Annotated in this window: 16 protein-coding genes and 1 riboswitch; of the genes, 12 read left to right on the top strand and 4 right to left on the bottom strand. The window is 63.9% G+C overall.

Translation table 11 applies throughout. The features are described 5' to 3' along the window. Position 1 precedes the first annotated feature (1 nt). The gene (locus HUN39_RS07860) at positions 2–451 is read right to left on the bottom strand and encodes an RT0821/Lpp0805 family surface protein (RefSeq protein WP_175093909.1); all 450 of its coding nucleotides are present in this window, start codon (positions 449–451) and stop codon (positions 2–4) included. A gap of 101 nt (positions 452–552) precedes the next feature. Between HUN39_RS07860 and pdxH the strand changes: the two genes are divergently transcribed. From pdxH to HUN39_RS07840, 4 genes are all read left to right on the top strand, one after another. Beyond that, a complete protein-coding gene (gene pdxH / locus HUN39_RS07855; protein ID WP_175093908.1) occupies positions 553–1,167 on the top strand; it encodes a pyridoxamine 5'-phosphate oxidase in 615 nt (204 codons plus the stop codon). Continuing rightward, positions 1,164–1,757 carry a TIGR02301 family protein gene (locus HUN39_RS07850; RefSeq protein ID WP_232365977.1) on the top strand — a complete coding sequence of 198 codons (594 nt, stop codon included), beginning with the start codon at positions 1,164–1,166 and terminating at the stop codon, positions 1,755–1,757. The genes pdxH and HUN39_RS07850 overlap by 4 nt, the downstream gene beginning before the upstream one ends. Before the next feature lie 187 nt (positions 1,758–1,944). Next, positions 1,945–2,199, top strand: a complete 255-nt coding sequence (locus HUN39_RS07845; protein WP_018406540.1) for a hypothetical protein — start codon at positions 1,945–1,947, stop codon at positions 2,197–2,199. Between the two features lie 224 nt (positions 2,200–2,423). Continuing rightward, entirely contained in the window at positions 2,424–3,518 is a 1,095-nt protein-coding gene (locus HUN39_RS07840) for a histidine phosphatase family protein (RefSeq protein ID WP_175093907.1), read from the top strand. Between the two features lie 205 nt (positions 3,519–3,723). Here the strand turns inward: HUN39_RS07840 and HUN39_RS07835 are convergent, their stop codons facing one another. After that, the gene (locus HUN39_RS07835; protein WP_175093906.1) at positions 3,724–4,830 is read right to left on the bottom strand and encodes a cupin domain-containing protein; all 1,107 of its coding nucleotides are present in this window, start codon (positions 4,828–4,830) and stop codon (positions 3,724–3,726) included. Between the two features lie 365 nt (positions 4,831–5,195). On the opposite strand from HUN39_RS07835, the gene HUN39_RS07830 reads away from it, so the two are divergent. From HUN39_RS07830 to gcvPB, 7 genes are all read left to right on the top strand, one after another. Then, the gene (locus HUN39_RS07830) at positions 5,196–6,527 is read left to right on the top strand and encodes an Nramp family divalent metal transporter (protein WP_175094024.1); all 1,332 of its coding nucleotides are present in this window, start codon (positions 5,196–5,198) and stop codon (positions 6,525–6,527) included. Positions 6,528–6,612: 85 nt separating this feature from the next. After that, positions 6,613–7,656, top strand: coding sequence for an HpcH/HpaI aldolase/citrate lyase family protein (locus HUN39_RS07825; RefSeq protein WP_175093905.1), 1,044 nt, complete (start codon positions 6,613–6,615; stop codon positions 7,654–7,656). A gap of 93 nt (positions 7,657–7,749) precedes the next feature. Next, positions 7,750–8,082, top strand: coding sequence for a heat shock protein HspQ (hspQ, locus tag HUN39_RS07820; RefSeq protein ID WP_175093904.1), 333 nt, complete (start codon positions 7,750–7,752; stop codon positions 8,080–8,082). Positions 8,083–8,187: 105 nt separating this feature from the next. Beyond that, positions 8,188–8,278: riboswitch (glycine riboswitch) on the top strand. Between the two features lie 154 nt (positions 8,279–8,432). Continuing rightward, the gene (gcvT, locus tag HUN39_RS07815) at positions 8,433–9,590 is read left to right on the top strand and encodes a glycine cleavage system aminomethyltransferase GcvT (RefSeq protein WP_175093903.1); all 1,158 of its coding nucleotides are present in this window, start codon (positions 8,433–8,435) and stop codon (positions 9,588–9,590) included. After that, the gene (gcvH, locus tag HUN39_RS07810) at positions 9,587–9,961 is read left to right on the top strand and encodes a glycine cleavage system protein GcvH (protein WP_175093902.1); all 375 of its coding nucleotides are present in this window, start codon (positions 9,587–9,589) and stop codon (positions 9,959–9,961) included. Before gcvT ends, gcvH begins: the two co-directional genes overlap by 4 nt. Positions 9,962–10,089: 128 nt before the next feature. Beyond that, the gene (gcvPA, locus tag HUN39_RS07805; RefSeq protein WP_175093901.1) at positions 10,090–11,430 is read left to right on the top strand and encodes an aminomethyl-transferring glycine dehydrogenase subunit GcvPA; all 1,341 of its coding nucleotides are present in this window, start codon (positions 10,090–10,092) and stop codon (positions 11,428–11,430) included. Then, entirely contained in the window at positions 11,430–12,971 is a 1,542-nt protein-coding gene (gcvPB, locus tag HUN39_RS07800; protein WP_175093900.1) for an aminomethyl-transferring glycine dehydrogenase subunit GcvPB, read from the top strand. The genes gcvPA and gcvPB overlap by 1 nt, the downstream gene beginning before the upstream one ends. Before the next feature lie 3 nt (positions 12,972–12,974). Here gcvPB and HUN39_RS07795 read toward each other — a convergent pair whose 3' ends face one another. Then, on the bottom strand, positions 12,975–14,057 hold the full coding sequence (locus HUN39_RS07795; RefSeq protein ID WP_175093899.1) for a cytochrome-c peroxidase: 1,083 nt from the start codon (positions 14,055–14,057) through the stop codon (positions 12,975–12,977). 104 nt (positions 14,058–14,161) lie between these two features. Next, positions 14,162–14,806 carry a S24 family peptidase gene (locus HUN39_RS07790; protein ID WP_175093898.1) on the bottom strand — a complete coding sequence of 215 codons (645 nt, stop codon included), beginning with the start codon at positions 14,804–14,806 and terminating at the stop codon, positions 14,162–14,164. 168 nt (positions 14,807–14,974) lie between these two features. Here HUN39_RS07790 and HUN39_RS07785 point away from each other — a divergent pair, with 168 nt between their 5' ends. Then, positions 14,975–16,357, top strand: a complete 1,383-nt coding sequence (locus HUN39_RS07785) for an anion transporter (RefSeq protein WP_175093897.1) — start codon at positions 14,975–14,977, stop codon at positions 16,355–16,357.

Genomic DNA, 16,357 nt, shown 5'->3' with positions numbered 1-16,357 from the left:
GTCATCCTTTCCTGGAGCGCTTCACCTCGGTGAGCGCCCATTCGGCGGTTTTTTCCCGACAGGCCGCGCCCTGAAAGCTTTCCTCAGTCTCTTTCACGACGATGTCGCCATGAAAGGCGCGGCAGATTCTGCCTTCCAGCGGATAGGGCTGGCCCACCGGCGTGAAGGAGCCCTTGGCGCCGCTCTGCGGATTGTCCCAATTGACGCTCGTCCCGCTTCCTTGCGGATCGAGCGCGGTGCTCAGCGCCGCGATGGCCCGGCGCTGATCTTCCGAATCGAGCGCGCCGGAGAGTTTGGGAGGAGATTTTGGAATCGCGCTTGTGACGTCCGACGTGACGCGCTCCGAATTCCACATGACGGAAGGGTCCGAGGCCATGGGCACGGCGATCGAGCAGCCGGCGAGGCCGCCGGCCGTCGCCGTCAGGACGATGAGCGTTGCGCCGCGCGACATTTGAGCAATGACGCAAGCGGCGGTATGTCTGACGCACTGGAAGTGCAAAGCGCCACCTTTGAAGCGCCGATCTTTGAATCGGCTTGAGAAAGGATTTTCGCTTGAACGCGTTAACGCCGGGTGACTTTGTCGAGGCCGCCGAACCTTTCGCATTGTTTGGCCAATGGTTCCAGGAGGCCAAACTCAAAGAGCCGAACGATCCCGAGGCGATGGTCTTGGCGACGGCCGACGCGCACGGCCTGCCCGACGCGCGCATGGTGCTCCTGAAGGAATGGACGCCAGAGGGCTTCGTCTTCTACACCAACGCCGAGAGCGCCAAAGGGCGCCAACTCGAGGCCAATATGCAGGCGGCAGGGCTCTTTCATTGGAAGTCGCTTCGCCGGCAGGTGCGGCTGCGCGGACCCGTCAGCCGCGTCAGCGACGCCGAGGCGGACGAATATTTCGCCAGCCGGCCGCGCGATTCCCGCATTGGCGCCTGGGCGAGCCAACAGTCGCGCCCGCTGGAAAGCCGGTTCGCGCTCGAAAAGTCCGTCGCCGTCTTCGCCGCAAAATATGCGTTGGGCGGCATTCCCCGCCCGCCTTATTGGCGCGGCTTTCGAATCGCGCCGGTCGCGATGGAATTCTGGTCCGATCGGCCGTTCCGGCTCCACGACCGCGTCCGCTTTTTCCGGGCCGAGCCGGGCCAAGATTGGCAAAAGGAGCGGCTCTACCCATGACGGCACCCATGAGGGCGCGTGCAAAGCGCGCGACGGCGGCGCTCGCTGCGGCGGCGGCCGCGGCGCTTTTTTCGGCCGAGGCCGCCGCCCAGGACCCCTTCGATTTCCTCTTCGGCGGCTTCGACGGCTCCCGCCGTTACCGGCGGGCGCCCGAACCGCGGCGATCCGAGCGTCCGCCGCCGCGCAAGCGAGACGGCGCCGCGCAGACCCAGACGAAGGGTCAAAATCAGCAGGCTCCGGGCGCGCCAGGGGCGACCGGAGCGCCGAGCGGGCCGGAGGGGCCGCCGCCACCCTATGATCCCCAGATCACGCGGCTCTCGGAGGTCCTCGGCGCGCTGGCCTTCCTGCGCGACCTCTGCGGGTCGGGCGACGGCGAGGAATGGCGGGGGAAGATGTCGGCGCTGCTCGACGCCGACGCCCCCAGCGGCGCGCGCCGCCAGAGGCTCATGGCGTCCTTCAACCACGGATTTCGCGGCTATGAGCTGACCTATCGCGCCTGCACGCCCAACGCCAAGACGGTGATCTCCCGCTATCTGGCGGAGGCCTCCCGGCTGACCCGCGACATCACCTATCGCTACGGAAACCCCTAGAGCGCTTCCCGATCGCATGGAATCATGTGATCGATAAGGAATCGCTCAAAATCAAAATATTGGAGCAGGTTCTCATCGAAAAAGTCTGTCAACTTTTTCGGAACCTGCTCTAAGCGCCGATGTGCGAAATTAACCTTTCGGCGAGCGTCGCCTCGCGCGGCGCGGGCGGCTTCTCTAGAGTGGCGTCATGAACGAATTGAACGTCGCCTCGCTCTACGACTTGGGCGGGGACCAGCACCGAGCGGCCCTCGCCTATGTCACCGAGGCTTTCGCCGAGGCGATTCTCGCGGGGATCGAAAGCGATTCCTTCGCGCATGCCGCCCTCTGCGCGGCGTTGCGCGAACTGGTGGCGACCTATGGCGAGGAATCGGTGGCGGTCTTCGCCGAAACGCTGCCCGCGAGGCTGCGGGCGGGGGAATTCACCACCGGCTTGAGACATTAGATCACGCCAAATGCGTGATCTATATCAAAGGCTTATAGCAGGCCTGCGCGATAACGCGAGGGACTCTTTTGCGCGGCGCGCGCCCATGCGCTTGCGATTATTCGCCGCGACCCCGCGAATGCGGACTGACTTTTGCACTGCAAGGCCCTAGAACGCCGGACGCCGCAGGCGTAGACGCCCGGCGGCGTTGCACAGCGACCCCTGCGCCTTAAATCCGAAACGACATGCCTCGCACGCTTCTGTGTCTCGCGCGCCACGGCGAGACCAATTGGAATATCGAAAGGCGCTTTCAGGGCCAGTTCGACATTGCGCTGAACGCGCGCGGACGCGCGCAGGCGGCCGCCCTGGCGAAGGAACTCGCCGGCGCGCATTTCGACAGAGTCTATTCGAGCGACCTGCGCCGCGCGCTCGCGACAGCGACGCCGATCGCCGGCGCGCGCGGCCTCGACGTCGCCAAGACCCCGGCCCTGCGCGAGAAGGACGACGGCATTTGGCAGGGCCACACGCATGCGGAAGTGCAGGCGACGCACGCCGACATCTATCCGAACTATCTGACGCGCCGGCCGGATTTCGCCGCGCCGCAAGGCGAAAGCCTGGAACATTTCGCCGCGCGGGTGCGCAAGGCCTTGACCCAGATCGCCAAGGAAAGCGCCGGCGAGACCGTGCTGGTCGTCGCTCATGCCGGCGTGCTCGACATCGCCTGGCGGCTCGCCGCGGGCAAGAGGCTCGACGAAAAGCGCGAGCATCCGGTGCTCAACGCCACGCCGAATTGGATCGCCTATGACGACGGCAAATGGACGCTCGTCGACTGGGCGACGCCGGAGGGACGCGCCGAAATCGCCGCGCCATGGGATGGCCGCGCGCTGCCGCGCCGCGAGGCCGCGCGCGCGCTGATCGTCGACCAGGATGACGACGTCCTGCTGATGCGCTACGCCGGCGGGCTCACGCCGCATTTTCTCGCGCTCGGACATCATCACTTCTGGGCGACGCCGGGCGGCGCGGTGATGGAAGGCGAGAGCTTCGAGTCGGCGCTGCGTCGGGAGGTCTATGAAGAGACGGGCCTCACCGTTCTCGATCCCGGTCCGGTCGTCGCGACGCGCGAATTTCCGATGGAGATCGGTGACGACTGGCATCAGGCGGTGGAGCGCTACTATCTCATCCGCACCGAACGCTTCGCGGTCGAGCCGCGCGACCTGACCGAGGAGGAAAAAATCCATGTGCTCGGCTGGCGCTGGTGGAGCGCGGACGAGATCGCGGTCTCGCACGATCTGATTTTCCCCGAAGGGCTCGAGGCGCTGCTGCGAAAGATCAGCAAGTGACGGGCGCGGTCGAGGCGCGCTCACACGCGCCTCTTATACGGAAACCGGCTCATCCGTTTGCTCGGAGAGTGTCATTCCCGGCAGGCCAAAGGCCTGACCGGGAATCCAGAGTCACAACAAGGATCGTGGCGCTCTGGATTCCCGATCGCGCGCATTGCGCGCGTCGGGAATGACATCCGCGCCGTTCAAACGGATTTCGTATTACTCACTTCGTCATGAAGACGTCCCTGCGCGGGAATTTCTCGAAGACCGACGCATCCTGCCCGAAATTCGTCGCGAGAATGTCCGTCGGATTGCCGGCGATCCATTGTGACAGATCGATCGTCTGATAATGGGCGTTGTTGAAGACGATCAGCACGCGCACCTTCTCAGTCCCGACATTTTCGAGCGAATGACCCATGCCCTGGGGAATATAGCCGACGTCGCCCTTCGAGAACGTCTCCTGGCGCCAGCGGCCCTTTGATCCAAACAGCGTGACGCAAAGCTGTCCGCTCAGCACATATTGCCATTCGGAAGCATTGGGGTGCCAATGCAATTCGCGAAGCGCGCCGGGCTCCATTTCCAGAACGACGCCGGTCATCGTCGTGGAAATCGGGAATTGCGATCCGTCGACGCGCCACTCGATTCCACCCGGAAACGTCTCATAGGGCTTTTGCGACAGAAGGCTGTATTTGTGGGTCAGCGGCGGCGGCTTCCATCCCTGCAGCGGTCGCGCGGGGGTCTCCGGCGGAATATTGCCCCTGGCGAAATAGACTTCCTGCTTGGGGAAACTGTCGAAAGTCGACGCCGGGACGCCGAAATTCTTGGCGAGCAGCTCCTTGGGCGCATGGCCGATCCAGTCGCTGATGCTGAACGTGCCGAACTCCGAGAAGTAGCCATTGTCGAAGACAAGGATGAAATGACACAGGTCTTTTCCCAGCGTCTCGATGACATGGCCATGGCCGCGCGGAAAATACCAAAGATCGCCCGCCTCGAAGTCATTGGTCTCCGAGCATCCCGCCGGATCAATGACGGTGGTGCGCACGCGTCCCTCGGTGACGAACCCCCATTCGGCCGCGGTCGCGTGCCAGTGCAGCTCGCGCATCACGCCTTGCTCCATGCGCATTGAAACGCCGGCGATATCCTTGGAGATCGGCAGCTGAGCGACGGTCGCTTCCTTGCCATAGCTGGCGCCGTCGACGCGTCCTTGAGATTTTTCAAGCTCGAATTTGAACGTCGGCAGCTCGGCGCCCGATGTCACGGGATCGGGCACATTATTATGGAAGCTCGTATGTCCGCCTTCCGAGCTTATCGGGATCGTCAATGAGAACATTACCAGCCCCCGCTGTTCTGACTCTGTGTCGCAATCGGGACGGCGATCGCCGTCCCAGTGGTTCCGCTTCGAGCGCTCAGCCCTATCGGCCAAAGCAAACGACGCAGCCCATGAGCTCGTCGCATGACAAGCGTATCGACTGATCTGAATCGCGACGGCTCAGCTTGCTGAGCATGCCTGCTCGGATGGCGCGCGACAAGGCGCGGCTGCGGCGGCCCCGGTTCGCCCGCAGATGACATTCTCCCGTCGCGATTTACATTGGTGACAAAGGGAAGCCTTAAGGTGAAAACTTCTCGCCGAGAAGAAGCGGCCCTTTGCGCGACCCTTGCCGAGAAAATCCTGTGTCCGGCCGCCGCCGGCGCCTCGTGGAGACAAATGTGACGCCAGCGACGACCGCCAACGCGCCCGCTCCGCAACGCGGCGACATGCGCCGCTCCGTGCATGTGCCCGAAGGTGGCAGATTTCTCCGGCGGCTCTTCGTGTTTCTGGGTCCCGGCTATCTCGTCGCCACCGGCTATATGGACCCCGGCAACTGGGCGACGGCGCTCGCCGGCGGCTCGAAATTCGGCACGGCTCTGCTTTTCGTCGCCGTGTTGTCGAGCCTGATGGCCATCGTCTTGCAATCCCTCGCGGCTCGGCTCGGCGTCGGCGCGGAGCTGGATCTGGCGCAGGCCTGCCGGCGGCATTATCCCTTCCCGGCCGCGGTCGGGCTCTGGCTCCTGGCGGAAGTGGGCATTTTCGCCACGGATCTCGCGGAAGTGATCGGCACCGCCATCGGCCTGCAATTGCTGTTCGGCCTGCCGCTCGCGGTCGGCATCTTTATCACGGTGCTCGACACGTTTCTCGTCCTTGCTTTGGAGCGCGCCGGCTTTCGCAAGATCGAGCTTTTCGTCGTCGCGATGCTTGCGCTCATCGCCTTTTCGTTCTTGGCGCAACTCATCATGGCGCGCCCCGATCTGGCGCAGATCGCGCAAGGACTCGTGCCGACGCGGCGTTTTTTCACTGACCCCGAGATGCTCTACATCGGCCTGGGCATCCTCGGCGCGACGGTGATGCCGCATAATCTCTTTCTGCATTCTTTCGTCGTGCAAACGCGCGCCGTCGCCGAGCCGCTCGATAAGAAACGCGAGGCGATTCGCTTCGCGGTGATCGACAGCACGCTGGCGCTGTTTCTCGCCCTGTTCGTCAACGGCGCCATCCTCGTTCTCGCCGCCGCGGTCTTCCACGCGACCGGCCATACCGAAGTCGCGGAGCTTGGCGAGGCCTATAGGCTGATCGCGCCGCTGCTCGGGCAACCGGTCGCGGCGACGCTCTTCGCCGTCGCGCTCATCGCCTGCGGGCTCAATTCGACCGTGACCGCCACCCTCACCGGCCAGATCGTCATGGAAGGATTTGTGCGGCTGCGGATGAAACCGGCGACGCGTCGGCTCATCACCCGCTGCATCGCGATCGCTCCGGCGATCGGCGTGACGCTCTACGCCGGCGAATCGGCGACGGCGCAGCTGCTCGTCCTGAGCCAGGTGGCGCTGAGCGTGACGCTGCCCTTCGCCGTCGTGCCGCTCGTGGCCTTCACGGCGCAGCGTAGCGTCATGGGCGAGCTGGTGGCGCCGCGGCGCACCACCGCGCTTGCGGCGATCATCGCCGTCGTCATCATCGCGCTGAATGCGAAGCTTCTGTGGGACGCCGTCGCCGGCTGAGCGCCTTGCGGACGTGACAGACCGCGCCATTGCCAAGCCGACGCATCTGGCTTAACTCGACGCAGTTTTTTGGAGCTGCGCCGAAATGAAACTTCCCAATCAATTCTACCGTCCGCTCGCCATCGGCGCCCCGGCGCCGCTGCGCGAACCGCCCGTCAAGGTCGAGCGGATGATCCATTTCGTTCCGCCGCATCTTGAAAAATTCCGCGCCAAGGTTCCCGATCTCGTCAAACAGGTCGACGTCGTTCTCGGCAATCTCGAAGACGCCATTCCGGCCGACGCCAAGGAAGCCGCCCGCGCCGGCTTTATTGAAATGGCCAAGGCGACCGACTTCGGCTCGACTGGACTGTGGACGCGTATGAATGCGCTGAACAGCCCCTGGGCGCTCGACGACATGATCGAGATCGTTGGCGCGGTCGGAAGCAAGCTCGACGTCGTCATGCTGCCCAAGGTCGAAGGCCCCTGGGACATCGCCTATCTCGACCAGCTCCTGGCGCAACTCGAGGCGCGGCATGGCGTGAAGAAGCCGATCCTCATTCACGCGATTCTGGAGACGGCGGAGGGCGTCAAGAATGTCGACGCCATCGCTTCGGCTTCGCCGCGCATGCATGGCATTTCGCTTGGACCGGCCGATCTCGCCGCTTCCCGGGCAATGAAGACGACCCGCGTCGGCGGCGGTCATCCGGACTATAAGGTGATCGCCGACGCCGAGCCCGGCCAGGGCCTGCGCGCCTCGTTCCAGCAAGACCTTTGGCATTACACCATCGCCAAGATGGTCGACGCTTGCGCTTCCGCCGGCATCAAGGCTTTCTATGGCCCCTTCGGCGATTTCTCCGACGCCCCGGCCTGCGAAGCGCAGTTCCGCAACGCCTTTTTGCTCGGCTGCGCCGGCGCTTGGTCGCTGCATCCGTCGCAAATCGCCATCGCCAAGAAAGTCTTCTCGCCCGATCCGCAGGAAGTCGCCTTCGCCAAGCGGGTGCTCGAAGCGATGCCGGACGGGACCGGCGCGGTGATGATTGACGGCCGAATGCAGGACGACGCCACCTGGAAACAGTGCAAGGTCGTCGTCGACCTCGCCAAGCAGGTCGCCGCCAAAGACGCCGACCTCGCCAGGATCTACGGATTCTGAAAGGATTTGGCTGTGGCGCGACGCCCGATTGACGGCTGCGCCCCTGCTGCGTTACTAAAAAGCAAGTAAACAGCGTGTTAAAGGCGCTTTCGAATGCCGCGAGAGAACGTCGCTAAATTCGGTATTGGCCAAGTGGTCAAGCATCGCCGCTATCCCTTCCGCGGCGTGATCTATGACGTTGATCCGGTGTTCGCCAACACCGAAGAGTGGTGGCTTTCGATTCCGGAAGAGCTGCGTCCGAACAAGGATCAGCCTTTCTATCACCTCTTCGCCGAGAACGCCGAAACCGAATATGTCGCCTATGTGTCGGAGCAAAATCTGCTGCCCGACAACACCAACAAGCCGGTGCGCCATCCACAGGTCGACGAGACCTTCGAGCGCGATGACGACGGCGTCTATCGCATGCGGGCGCCTAAGCGCCACTGAGCGGCGGCGCTTCCGATCGGACCGAACGCTGCCGCATTGCGAAAAAAACGCGCAGTCGCTGGGATTGACGATCGGGCGAATCGACCACATTTTGGTGGCAGGTCGAACTTCATCGCGGGAGAGACCGGCGCTCGCGCCGGCGCCGAAGGCGAAACCGCCCCGGAAACGCTCAGGCCCAAAGGACCGCGAGGAAGTAGAAACTCTGGAAAGCGGCGAAGCGCGCAAGCGTTTCGCCCACCGAAGGGCGTAACCTGTCGCTTTTAGCGCAGGGAAATCTCTCAGGTCACCGGACAGAGGGGGCGCGTAGCGAAGTTTAAGCTTTGCTGCGCCAACCATGTCTGGCGGAGTTGATGGTGACCGAACTCGACGTCGCGACCGCTGCGCCTCCTGCGCTGTCCAAACTTCCGCTCGATGCGGTGCATCGACGGCTCGGCGCGCGCATGGCGCCTTTCGCCGGCTACGATATGCCGCTGCAATATGAGCAGGGCATCGTCGCGGAAACGCTACATACGCGACGTCGCGCGAGTCTGTTCGACGTTTCGCATATGGGTCAGGCGATCCTCGCCGGCGCGCGCGCCGCCCGGGCGCTTGAAAGCCTGACGCCGGCGGATTTGGCGTCGCTTTCGCCGGAGCGCACGCGTTACACGCAGCTGCTCAACGAGAGCGGCGGCATACTCGACGATCTTCTCGTCACCCGTCTGCCGGGCGTCGAGGAGCGGCTGTTGCTTGTGGTCAACGCCTCGCGCAAGCAAGAGGATTTCGCGCTTATCGCGACCGCGTTGCCCCAGTTCGACTTCAATCCTTTGGACCGCGCGCTGCTCGCCCTTCAGGGCCCGCGCGCGTCCGCGGTCCTCGGCGCACTCCTCCCCGGCGCCGAGGACCTTCCTTTCAGGGGCTGGCGCGCCTTCGACTTCGGCGGCGCGCCGCTCTTCGTGTCGCGCAGCGGCTATACGGGCGAAGACGGATTTGAGCTGTCGCTGCGCGCCGAGCATGCCGAAGACCTCGCGCGCCTCTTGCTCGCGCATGAGGACGTCGCGCCGGCGGGCCTTGGCGCGCGCGACGCCTTGCGGCTGGAGGCGGGCCTGCCGCTCTATGGCCACGACCTCGATGAAACCACCGATCCCGTCGAAGCGCGACTGAGCTGGTCGATCGGCAAGCGCAGACGCGCCGAGGGCGGATTCCCCGGCTTCGAGCGCATACGGAACGCGCTTGAGCAGGGTCCTTCGCGCATGCGCGTCGGGCTTCTACCGCAGACGAAGGCGCCGCTGCGCGAAGGCGCGCAACTTTATGCCTCCGACGACCAAGCCGTGGGCCATGTGACGTCGGGCGGCTTTTCGCCGACGCTGCAGCGTCCGATCGCAATGGGCTATGTCGCAAGCGCATACGCCAAAGTCGGCGCGACGCTTTCGGCGCCGCTGCGCGACAAGCGCGTCGACGTCACTGTCGCGACTCTGCCCTTCGTGCCGCACCGCTATTTTAAACCATCAGCTGAAAAGGAAGCGAGATGAACGATCTCCGCTACTCCAAGGACCATGAATATGTCGCGCTCGAGGGCGACGTCGCGACATTGGGCATATCGGACTACGCGCAGTCCCAACTCGGCGACATCGTCTTCATCGAACTGCCCGAAGTCGGCAAGAAGGTCGCGAAGGGCAAAGAGATCGCGGTCATCGAGAGCGTGAAGGCGGCGAGCGAAGTCTATTCGCCGGTGAGCGGCGAAGTCGTCGAGGTCAATCCGGAGCTTGGCGAAACGCCGGCGCTCGTCAACGACGATCCGCTTGGACGCGGGTGGCTCATCAAGGTGAGAGTCAGCGACCCGGGCGAATGCGCATCGCTGATGGACGACGCCGCCTATTCGAGCTTCCTGAAGACGCTCTAGAGCAGGTTCCGAAAAAGTTGACAGACTTTTTCGATGAGAACCTGCTCCAACATTTTGATTGCGAGCGATTCCTGTCGATCACAGGATTCCATGTGATCGGGAAGCGCTCTAAGCGCAAGGAAAAAGCGATGCGCTATCATCCGCTGTCGGAGGCCGACAGAAACGCGATGCTCGCGACGATCGGCGTCTCGTCGATCGAAGCGCTCTACGCCGATGCGCCGCCCGCGACGCTGCTCAGGACGCCGCTCGACCTGCCGTCCGGCAAATCGGAGCTCGACGTCGAGCGTTTCTTCGCAAGGCTTGCCGCCCGCAACATGCCTGCTTCGCGCGCGCCATTCTTCGTCGGCGCCGGCGCCTATAAGCATCACATCCCCGCGAGCGTCGATCATCTCATTCAACGTTCGGAATTCTTGACGAGCTACACGCCCTATCAGCCGGAGATCTCGCAAGGCACGCTGCAATATCTCTTTGAGTTCCAAACCCAGGTCGCTCTGCTGACGGGCATGGAGGTCGCCAACGCCTCGATGTACGACGGCTCAACGGCGACCGCCGAAGCCGTGCTCATGGCGCATCGCGTGACGAAGCGACGCAAGGCGCTGCTCTCCGGCGGGCTACATCCGCATTACGCTGAAGTCGTGCGCACCATCTCGCGGCTTGCCGAAGACGAAGTCGAGACAATGGCGCCCGACGTTCGCGCCACTGAAGATCTCATCGCGCGCATCGACGACACGCTTTCTTGCGTCGTCGTGCAGACGCCCGACGTCTTCGGCAATCTGCGCGATCTGACAAAGGTTGCGGAAGCCTGCCATCGGAACGGCGCGCTTCTTGTCGCCGTCTTCACCGAAGCCGCGTCGCTTGGTCTCCTCAAATCGCCGGGCGCGATGGGCGCCGACATCGTCGTCGGCGAAGGCCAGTCCATCGGCAATTCGCTCAATTTCGGCGGGCCTTATGTCGGGCTCTTCGCGACGCGACATGAATTCCTGCGGCAGATGCCCGGCCGCCTCGCCGGCGAAAGCGTCGACGCTGACGGCAGGCGCTCCTATGTGCTGACGCTTTCGACGCGTGAGCAGCATATCCGCCGCGACAAGGCGACGTCCAACATCTGCACCAACTCCGGCCTCTGCGCGCTCGCTTTCACCATTCATCTAACGTTACTTGGCGAAGCCGGACTGACGCGGCTCGCGCGCGTCAATCACGCCAATGCGGTTTTGCTGGCGCACATGCTCGCCGACGTTCAAAACGTCGAGGTTCTCAACGAGACCTTCTTCAACGAGTTTACGCTTCGCGTCGAAGGCGACGCCGCCGCGCTTATTGAGAGAATGGCGGCGCGCGGCGTTCTCGCCGGCGTTCCCGTCTCGCGGCTCCTGCCGCACGCCGGGCTTGACGATCTCCTCCTCGTCGCCACCACCGAAGTGAATACGCAAGAAGATCGCGACGCGTTCGTCGCGGCGCTTAAGGAGTCGCTCTGATGCTCGACAGACCCGCGGTCGTCGAACCGCTCGATGACGACAAAACGCCTGCGACCTTCACCGGCAATCGCGGGCTCGATCAGGAAGAGCCGCTGATCTTCGAAATCGGTCGGCTTGACGCGACCGGCGTCGATATCGACGATCCTGCGCCGCTCGCGACGCGGCTCGGCGCGCTGGAGCGCAATGCGCCCATCGGTCTTCCGGGCCTCACCGAACCGGAGACGATGCGCCATTACGTGCGTCTGTCGCGCAAGAATTATTCGATCGACGCCGGGCTCTACCCGCTCGGCTCCTGCACGATGAAGCATAATCCGCGCAGCAACGAGAAGATCGCGCGCTATGAAGGTTTCGCGGATCTCCATCCGCTGCAGCCGCAGTCGACCGCGCAGGGCGCGCTGGAGTTGATGCAGATTCTCGCCGACTGGCTGATGACGCTCACCAACATGCATGCAGTGGCGATGTCTCCGAAGGCCGGCGCGCATGGCGAACTCTGCGGCATGATGGCGATCAAATCTGCGATCGCCGCCAGAGGCGAAAGCGCGACGCGCAATGTCGTCCTCATTCCGCAGTCGGCGCATGGCACCAATCCGGCGACGGCGGCGCTGCTCGGCTTTTCGGTTCGCGTCGTTCCGGCGGCGGCGGATGGAACCGTGCGGGCCGAGGCTGTCAAAGAGGCGCTCGCTCCCGACGTCGCCGCGATCATGTTGACCAACCCCAACACTTGCGGGCTGTTCGAGCGCGACATCGTCGACATCGCCGACGCGATGCACGAGGCCGGCGGCTACTTCTATTGCGACGGCGCGAATTTCAACGCCATCGCCGGCGTCGCGCGGCCCGGCGACTTTGGCGTCGACGCCATGCACATCAATCTGCACAAGACCTTCTCGACGCCGCATGGCGGCGGCGGACCTGGCGCCGGTCCGGTCGTTCTCTCGGAACGTCTTGCGCCTTTCGCGCCGGTCCCGTTCATCCGCCGCAACGGCGATGCGTTGGAGCTTGTGGAAGACGCCGAAGGCACGCAGAGCTTCGGACGGCTCACCGCCTTCCATGGCCAGATGGGCATGTTCGTTCGGGCGCTCGCCTATATGCTCGCGCATGGGACCGACGGGCTTGCGCAGGCGTCGAAAGACGCCGTGCTGTCGGCAAATTATGTCCGCGCGTCGCTGCGCGATGTGATGACTCAGCCGTTCGGCGATCGCATCTGCATGCATGAAGTTCTGTTCGACGACGCCTGGCTGCGCGGAACCGGCGTGACGACGCTCGATTTCGCCAAGGCGATGATCGACGAAGGCTACCATCCGATGACGATCTATTTCCCGCTCGTCGTCCATGGCGCGATGCTCATCGAGCCGACGGAATCGGAATCGAAAGCCTCGCTCGATCTCTTCATCGCAACGCTGCGCGATCTCGCGCGGAGCGCCAAAGCCGGTGACATGACGCGTTTTACCCAGGCCCCGCGGCTCGCGCCGCGCCGACGCGTCGATGAAGCGCTCGCGGCGAGAAAGCCGGTGTTGCGCTGGACGCCGAACGCCGCGGCCTGACCGTTACTGCTCCGGAACGAACGGCGGCCCGGTGCGCGGCGGGAGGATCGGCAGAACCACCTCAGGCTGGCGTCCCGTCAGCGCATTGAGGAAGGCGACGATCTTGTCGGTTTCGTCGGCGCTGAGCGCGACGCCGAGCTGGCTTTCGCCCATTACCGCCACAACCTTCTTCAGGTCAAAGGTCGAGCCGGTGTGGAAATAGGGCGCCGTCAGTTCGACATTGCGCAGCGAAGGAACTTTGAAGGCGTATTTGTCGGCGATCGCCTTGGTGACCGCGAAGCGGCCTAAATCGTCCGACGGCAGAAATTCGGCCGAGGGCTGTTTGACCACGCCGAAACGCGCATACATGCCGCCGCCCACATTGACGCCGTTGTGGCAAGTCGCGCAGCCCTTCTCGATGAAGAGCTTCAGACCGTCCTTCTGTGCATCGGACAGCGCCTGATCGTCGCCCTTGAGCCAGAGGTCGAAGGGCGCGTCGGGCGTGATGAGCGTCGCCTCGAAAAGCGCGATGGCGCGGCCGATGTTGTCATAGGCGACGGGATCGCCCTGCTCGGGAAAGGCCTGCTTGAAAGCCGCCACATAGCCCGGGATCCGCTTGAAGTGTTCAACGGCGTGCTGTTTCGCCGCAGCGTGCTCGATCGGATTGATCGCCAGCGGGCCGCCCCGCGTCTTCAGCATCGCCTTGGGATTGGCCATGACCGAATTGACCACCTGATCGGCGAGATTGGCTGCACGCCCATCCCAATATTGGGTCTTGTTGAATATCGCGTTCATGACGGTCAGCACTTCGCGGCCGGCGAGCTGCGCATTCCGCCCGCCCGAAAGCTTGCCGCCATCGACGCCGCCCATGCTCAAATTGTGACAGTCGGCGCAGCTGATGTCGCGCGTTTCGGAAAGTCGCGGCTCGAAATACAGCATTTTGCCGAGCGCGAGTTTTTCAGGCGTGGACGTCTCGCCAGGAATCGGCGGCGGCGCCGAAGGAATCGGCTCGAACAGCGCCTTCGCGCGATCCCTTAAGGGGACATCGGCCAGCGCCGGGCCGCCGACAAGGAACGCGACAAGAAAGGCGATAAGAGTAAGAGGCATGGGAGCATTCACCTGACGAAAGCATGCGCAAGAGGCGAGGGTTATATAGCACAGCTGCATCGGCGCGAGGCTAGATGCGTCGGTCGGCGGCTAAGCGTCACACGTCATTGGCTCGCCCAGAGAATGCGGGCCATCCAGCTGACCTCGTCACGCGGAATCGTGCGGTCCGGATAGGCGGGGTTGACCGAACGCAGTTCGATCGTTCGCGCCGTCTCGCGCTTCAGCTCCTTGGCCATGATCTCGCCCGAGGTGGTCTTCACCACCACCCGGTCGCCGCGCCGCACCGGCGCGGCCGGCGAGACGATCACCACATCGCCGTCGCGATACAGCGGCGCCATGGAGTCGCCTGAGATCTCCAGCGCGTAGGAATGTTCGTCGGCCTCGGCCAATACGTCGATTTCGTCCCAGCCGGCGCCGGTGGCGAAGCCCGCGTCGTCGAAAAAGCCGCCGACCCCCGCCTGCGCCAGGCCGATCAGCGGCCGCGTATGGCGCAACCGGCCGGCGGCGCTATTCGCCATGACCAAGGACATGAATTCGTCGAGCCCGGCGCCGGTCGCCTGCAACACTTTGGCGATCGATTCGGTCGACGGCCAGCGCTGGCGCCCGCTCGCCGTTTCGCGCTTCGAGCGATTGAAGGTCGTGGGATCGAGGCCGGCCTTGCGCGCCAGGCCCGACGGCGTCATGCCATATCGCTCTCCGAGAGCGTCGATCGCCGCCCAGATCTGAGCATGGGTGAGAATGTCGGACATGGCTGACCGCGGCTCGGAAGAGTTTCCTATTGGATAGGAATATATCTATTAACCATGCCGCACAATAGGAAATCGGCGCTACCGGCTTGGCCCGAACGAGGCCAGGCGCCATAACCTCCTCCTCCCTGCGTAGTCTTCCACGCCGCGCGCTCTAACTTGCCGGGTTGCATGCCCTCCTCGCCCGAGCCCGCGCCAAATCGCCTGCGCCACCCTTTCCTCACACTCTGGCTTGGGATTCTCGTGGCCATCATTGTCGCGGGGAGCGCGGCCTTGGCCGCTGTCGCGATCCTGGGGCTCGGCGAATTTCTGTCCCTCGTCAGCCGCCTGCCGACGCCGACGCCGCAGACGGCGGCCGTCGCAGCGATCTTCGCGGCGACCTATCTCGTGCTCGCGATCGGCAAGCTGCCCTATTATCGGCTCGACCGCGCCGGCGCCGCGCTGCTCGGCGCGAGCCTGATGATCGGCGTTGGCGCTCTGAGCCTCGACGAGGCCTACCGGGCCATCGATTTCGACGCCATCACTTTGCTGCTCGGCATGATGATCGTCGTCGCCAATCTGCGCCTTTCCGGCTTTTTCCGACGGGCCGCCGATTGGCTCGCGGACGTCGCCCGCCGCCCGATCTTCCTGCTCATCGCGGTCGCGGTGGCCACGGGGCTGTTTTCCGCCTTTCTCGTCAATGACGCGATCTGTCTGGTCATGCCGCCGCTGGTCATCGACTTGGCGCAGCGGCTGAAGCGCGATCCGACGCCCTATGTGCTGTCGATCCCGCTCGCCTCCAATGTCGGCAGCGTCGCGACGATCACCGGCAATCCGCAAAATATGATTATCACGACCGCCTCGGGCATTTCCTACGGCGACTTCGCTCAAGCGCTCTGGCCCATCGCACTCGTCGGCGTCGCGCTCACGATCCTTTTTGTGGCGCTCGCTTTTCCGCGCGAATTTTTTTCGCGCGAGAGACTGACGCCGATCGTCTCGGCGCCGCGTGCTTTTCATCGCGCGTTCGCCTCTAAAGCGCTGCTGATCACCGCGGCGATGATCGGGTTCTTTTTCGCCGGCGTTCCGCCCGCCAAAGCGGCGATCGTCGCCGGCGGGCTGCTGCTGCTCACGCGGCGCATAGGCTCGAAGAAAATCTACAACGAAATCGACTGGCCGCTGCTTTTGATGTTCGCCGGACTCTTCATCGTCGTCGGCGCCTTCGACAAGGTCGTGCTGACGCCAGGAGAGATCGCGGACGTCGGGCGGCTCCATCTCGATGACGCATCGACGCTCGCGCTCGTCTCCGCCGTGCTGTCCAATATCGTCAGCAATGTGCCGGCCGTCCTCGCGCTAAAGCCGTTCATCATCGGACTGAGCGATCCGAGGCGCGCCTGGCTGATCGTGGCGATGGCCTCGACGCTCGCCGGCAATTTCACGCTTATCGGCTCGATCGCCAATCTCATCGTCGTCGAGCGGGCGCGAGCGCTAGGTGTGACGATCGGCTTCTGGACCTATTTCAAGGTCGGCGCGCCGCTGACGCTGGCGACGATCGCGCTAGGGCTGTGGAGGCTGTAG

The sequence above is a fragment of the Methylocystis silviterrae genome (assembly GCF_013350005.1).
In the GTDB taxonomy this organism is placed as follows: domain Bacteria; phylum Pseudomonadota; class Alphaproteobacteria; order Rhizobiales; family Beijerinckiaceae; genus Methylocystis; species Methylocystis silviterrae.
This window is presented reverse-complemented; position numbering and strand designations above follow the sequence as displayed.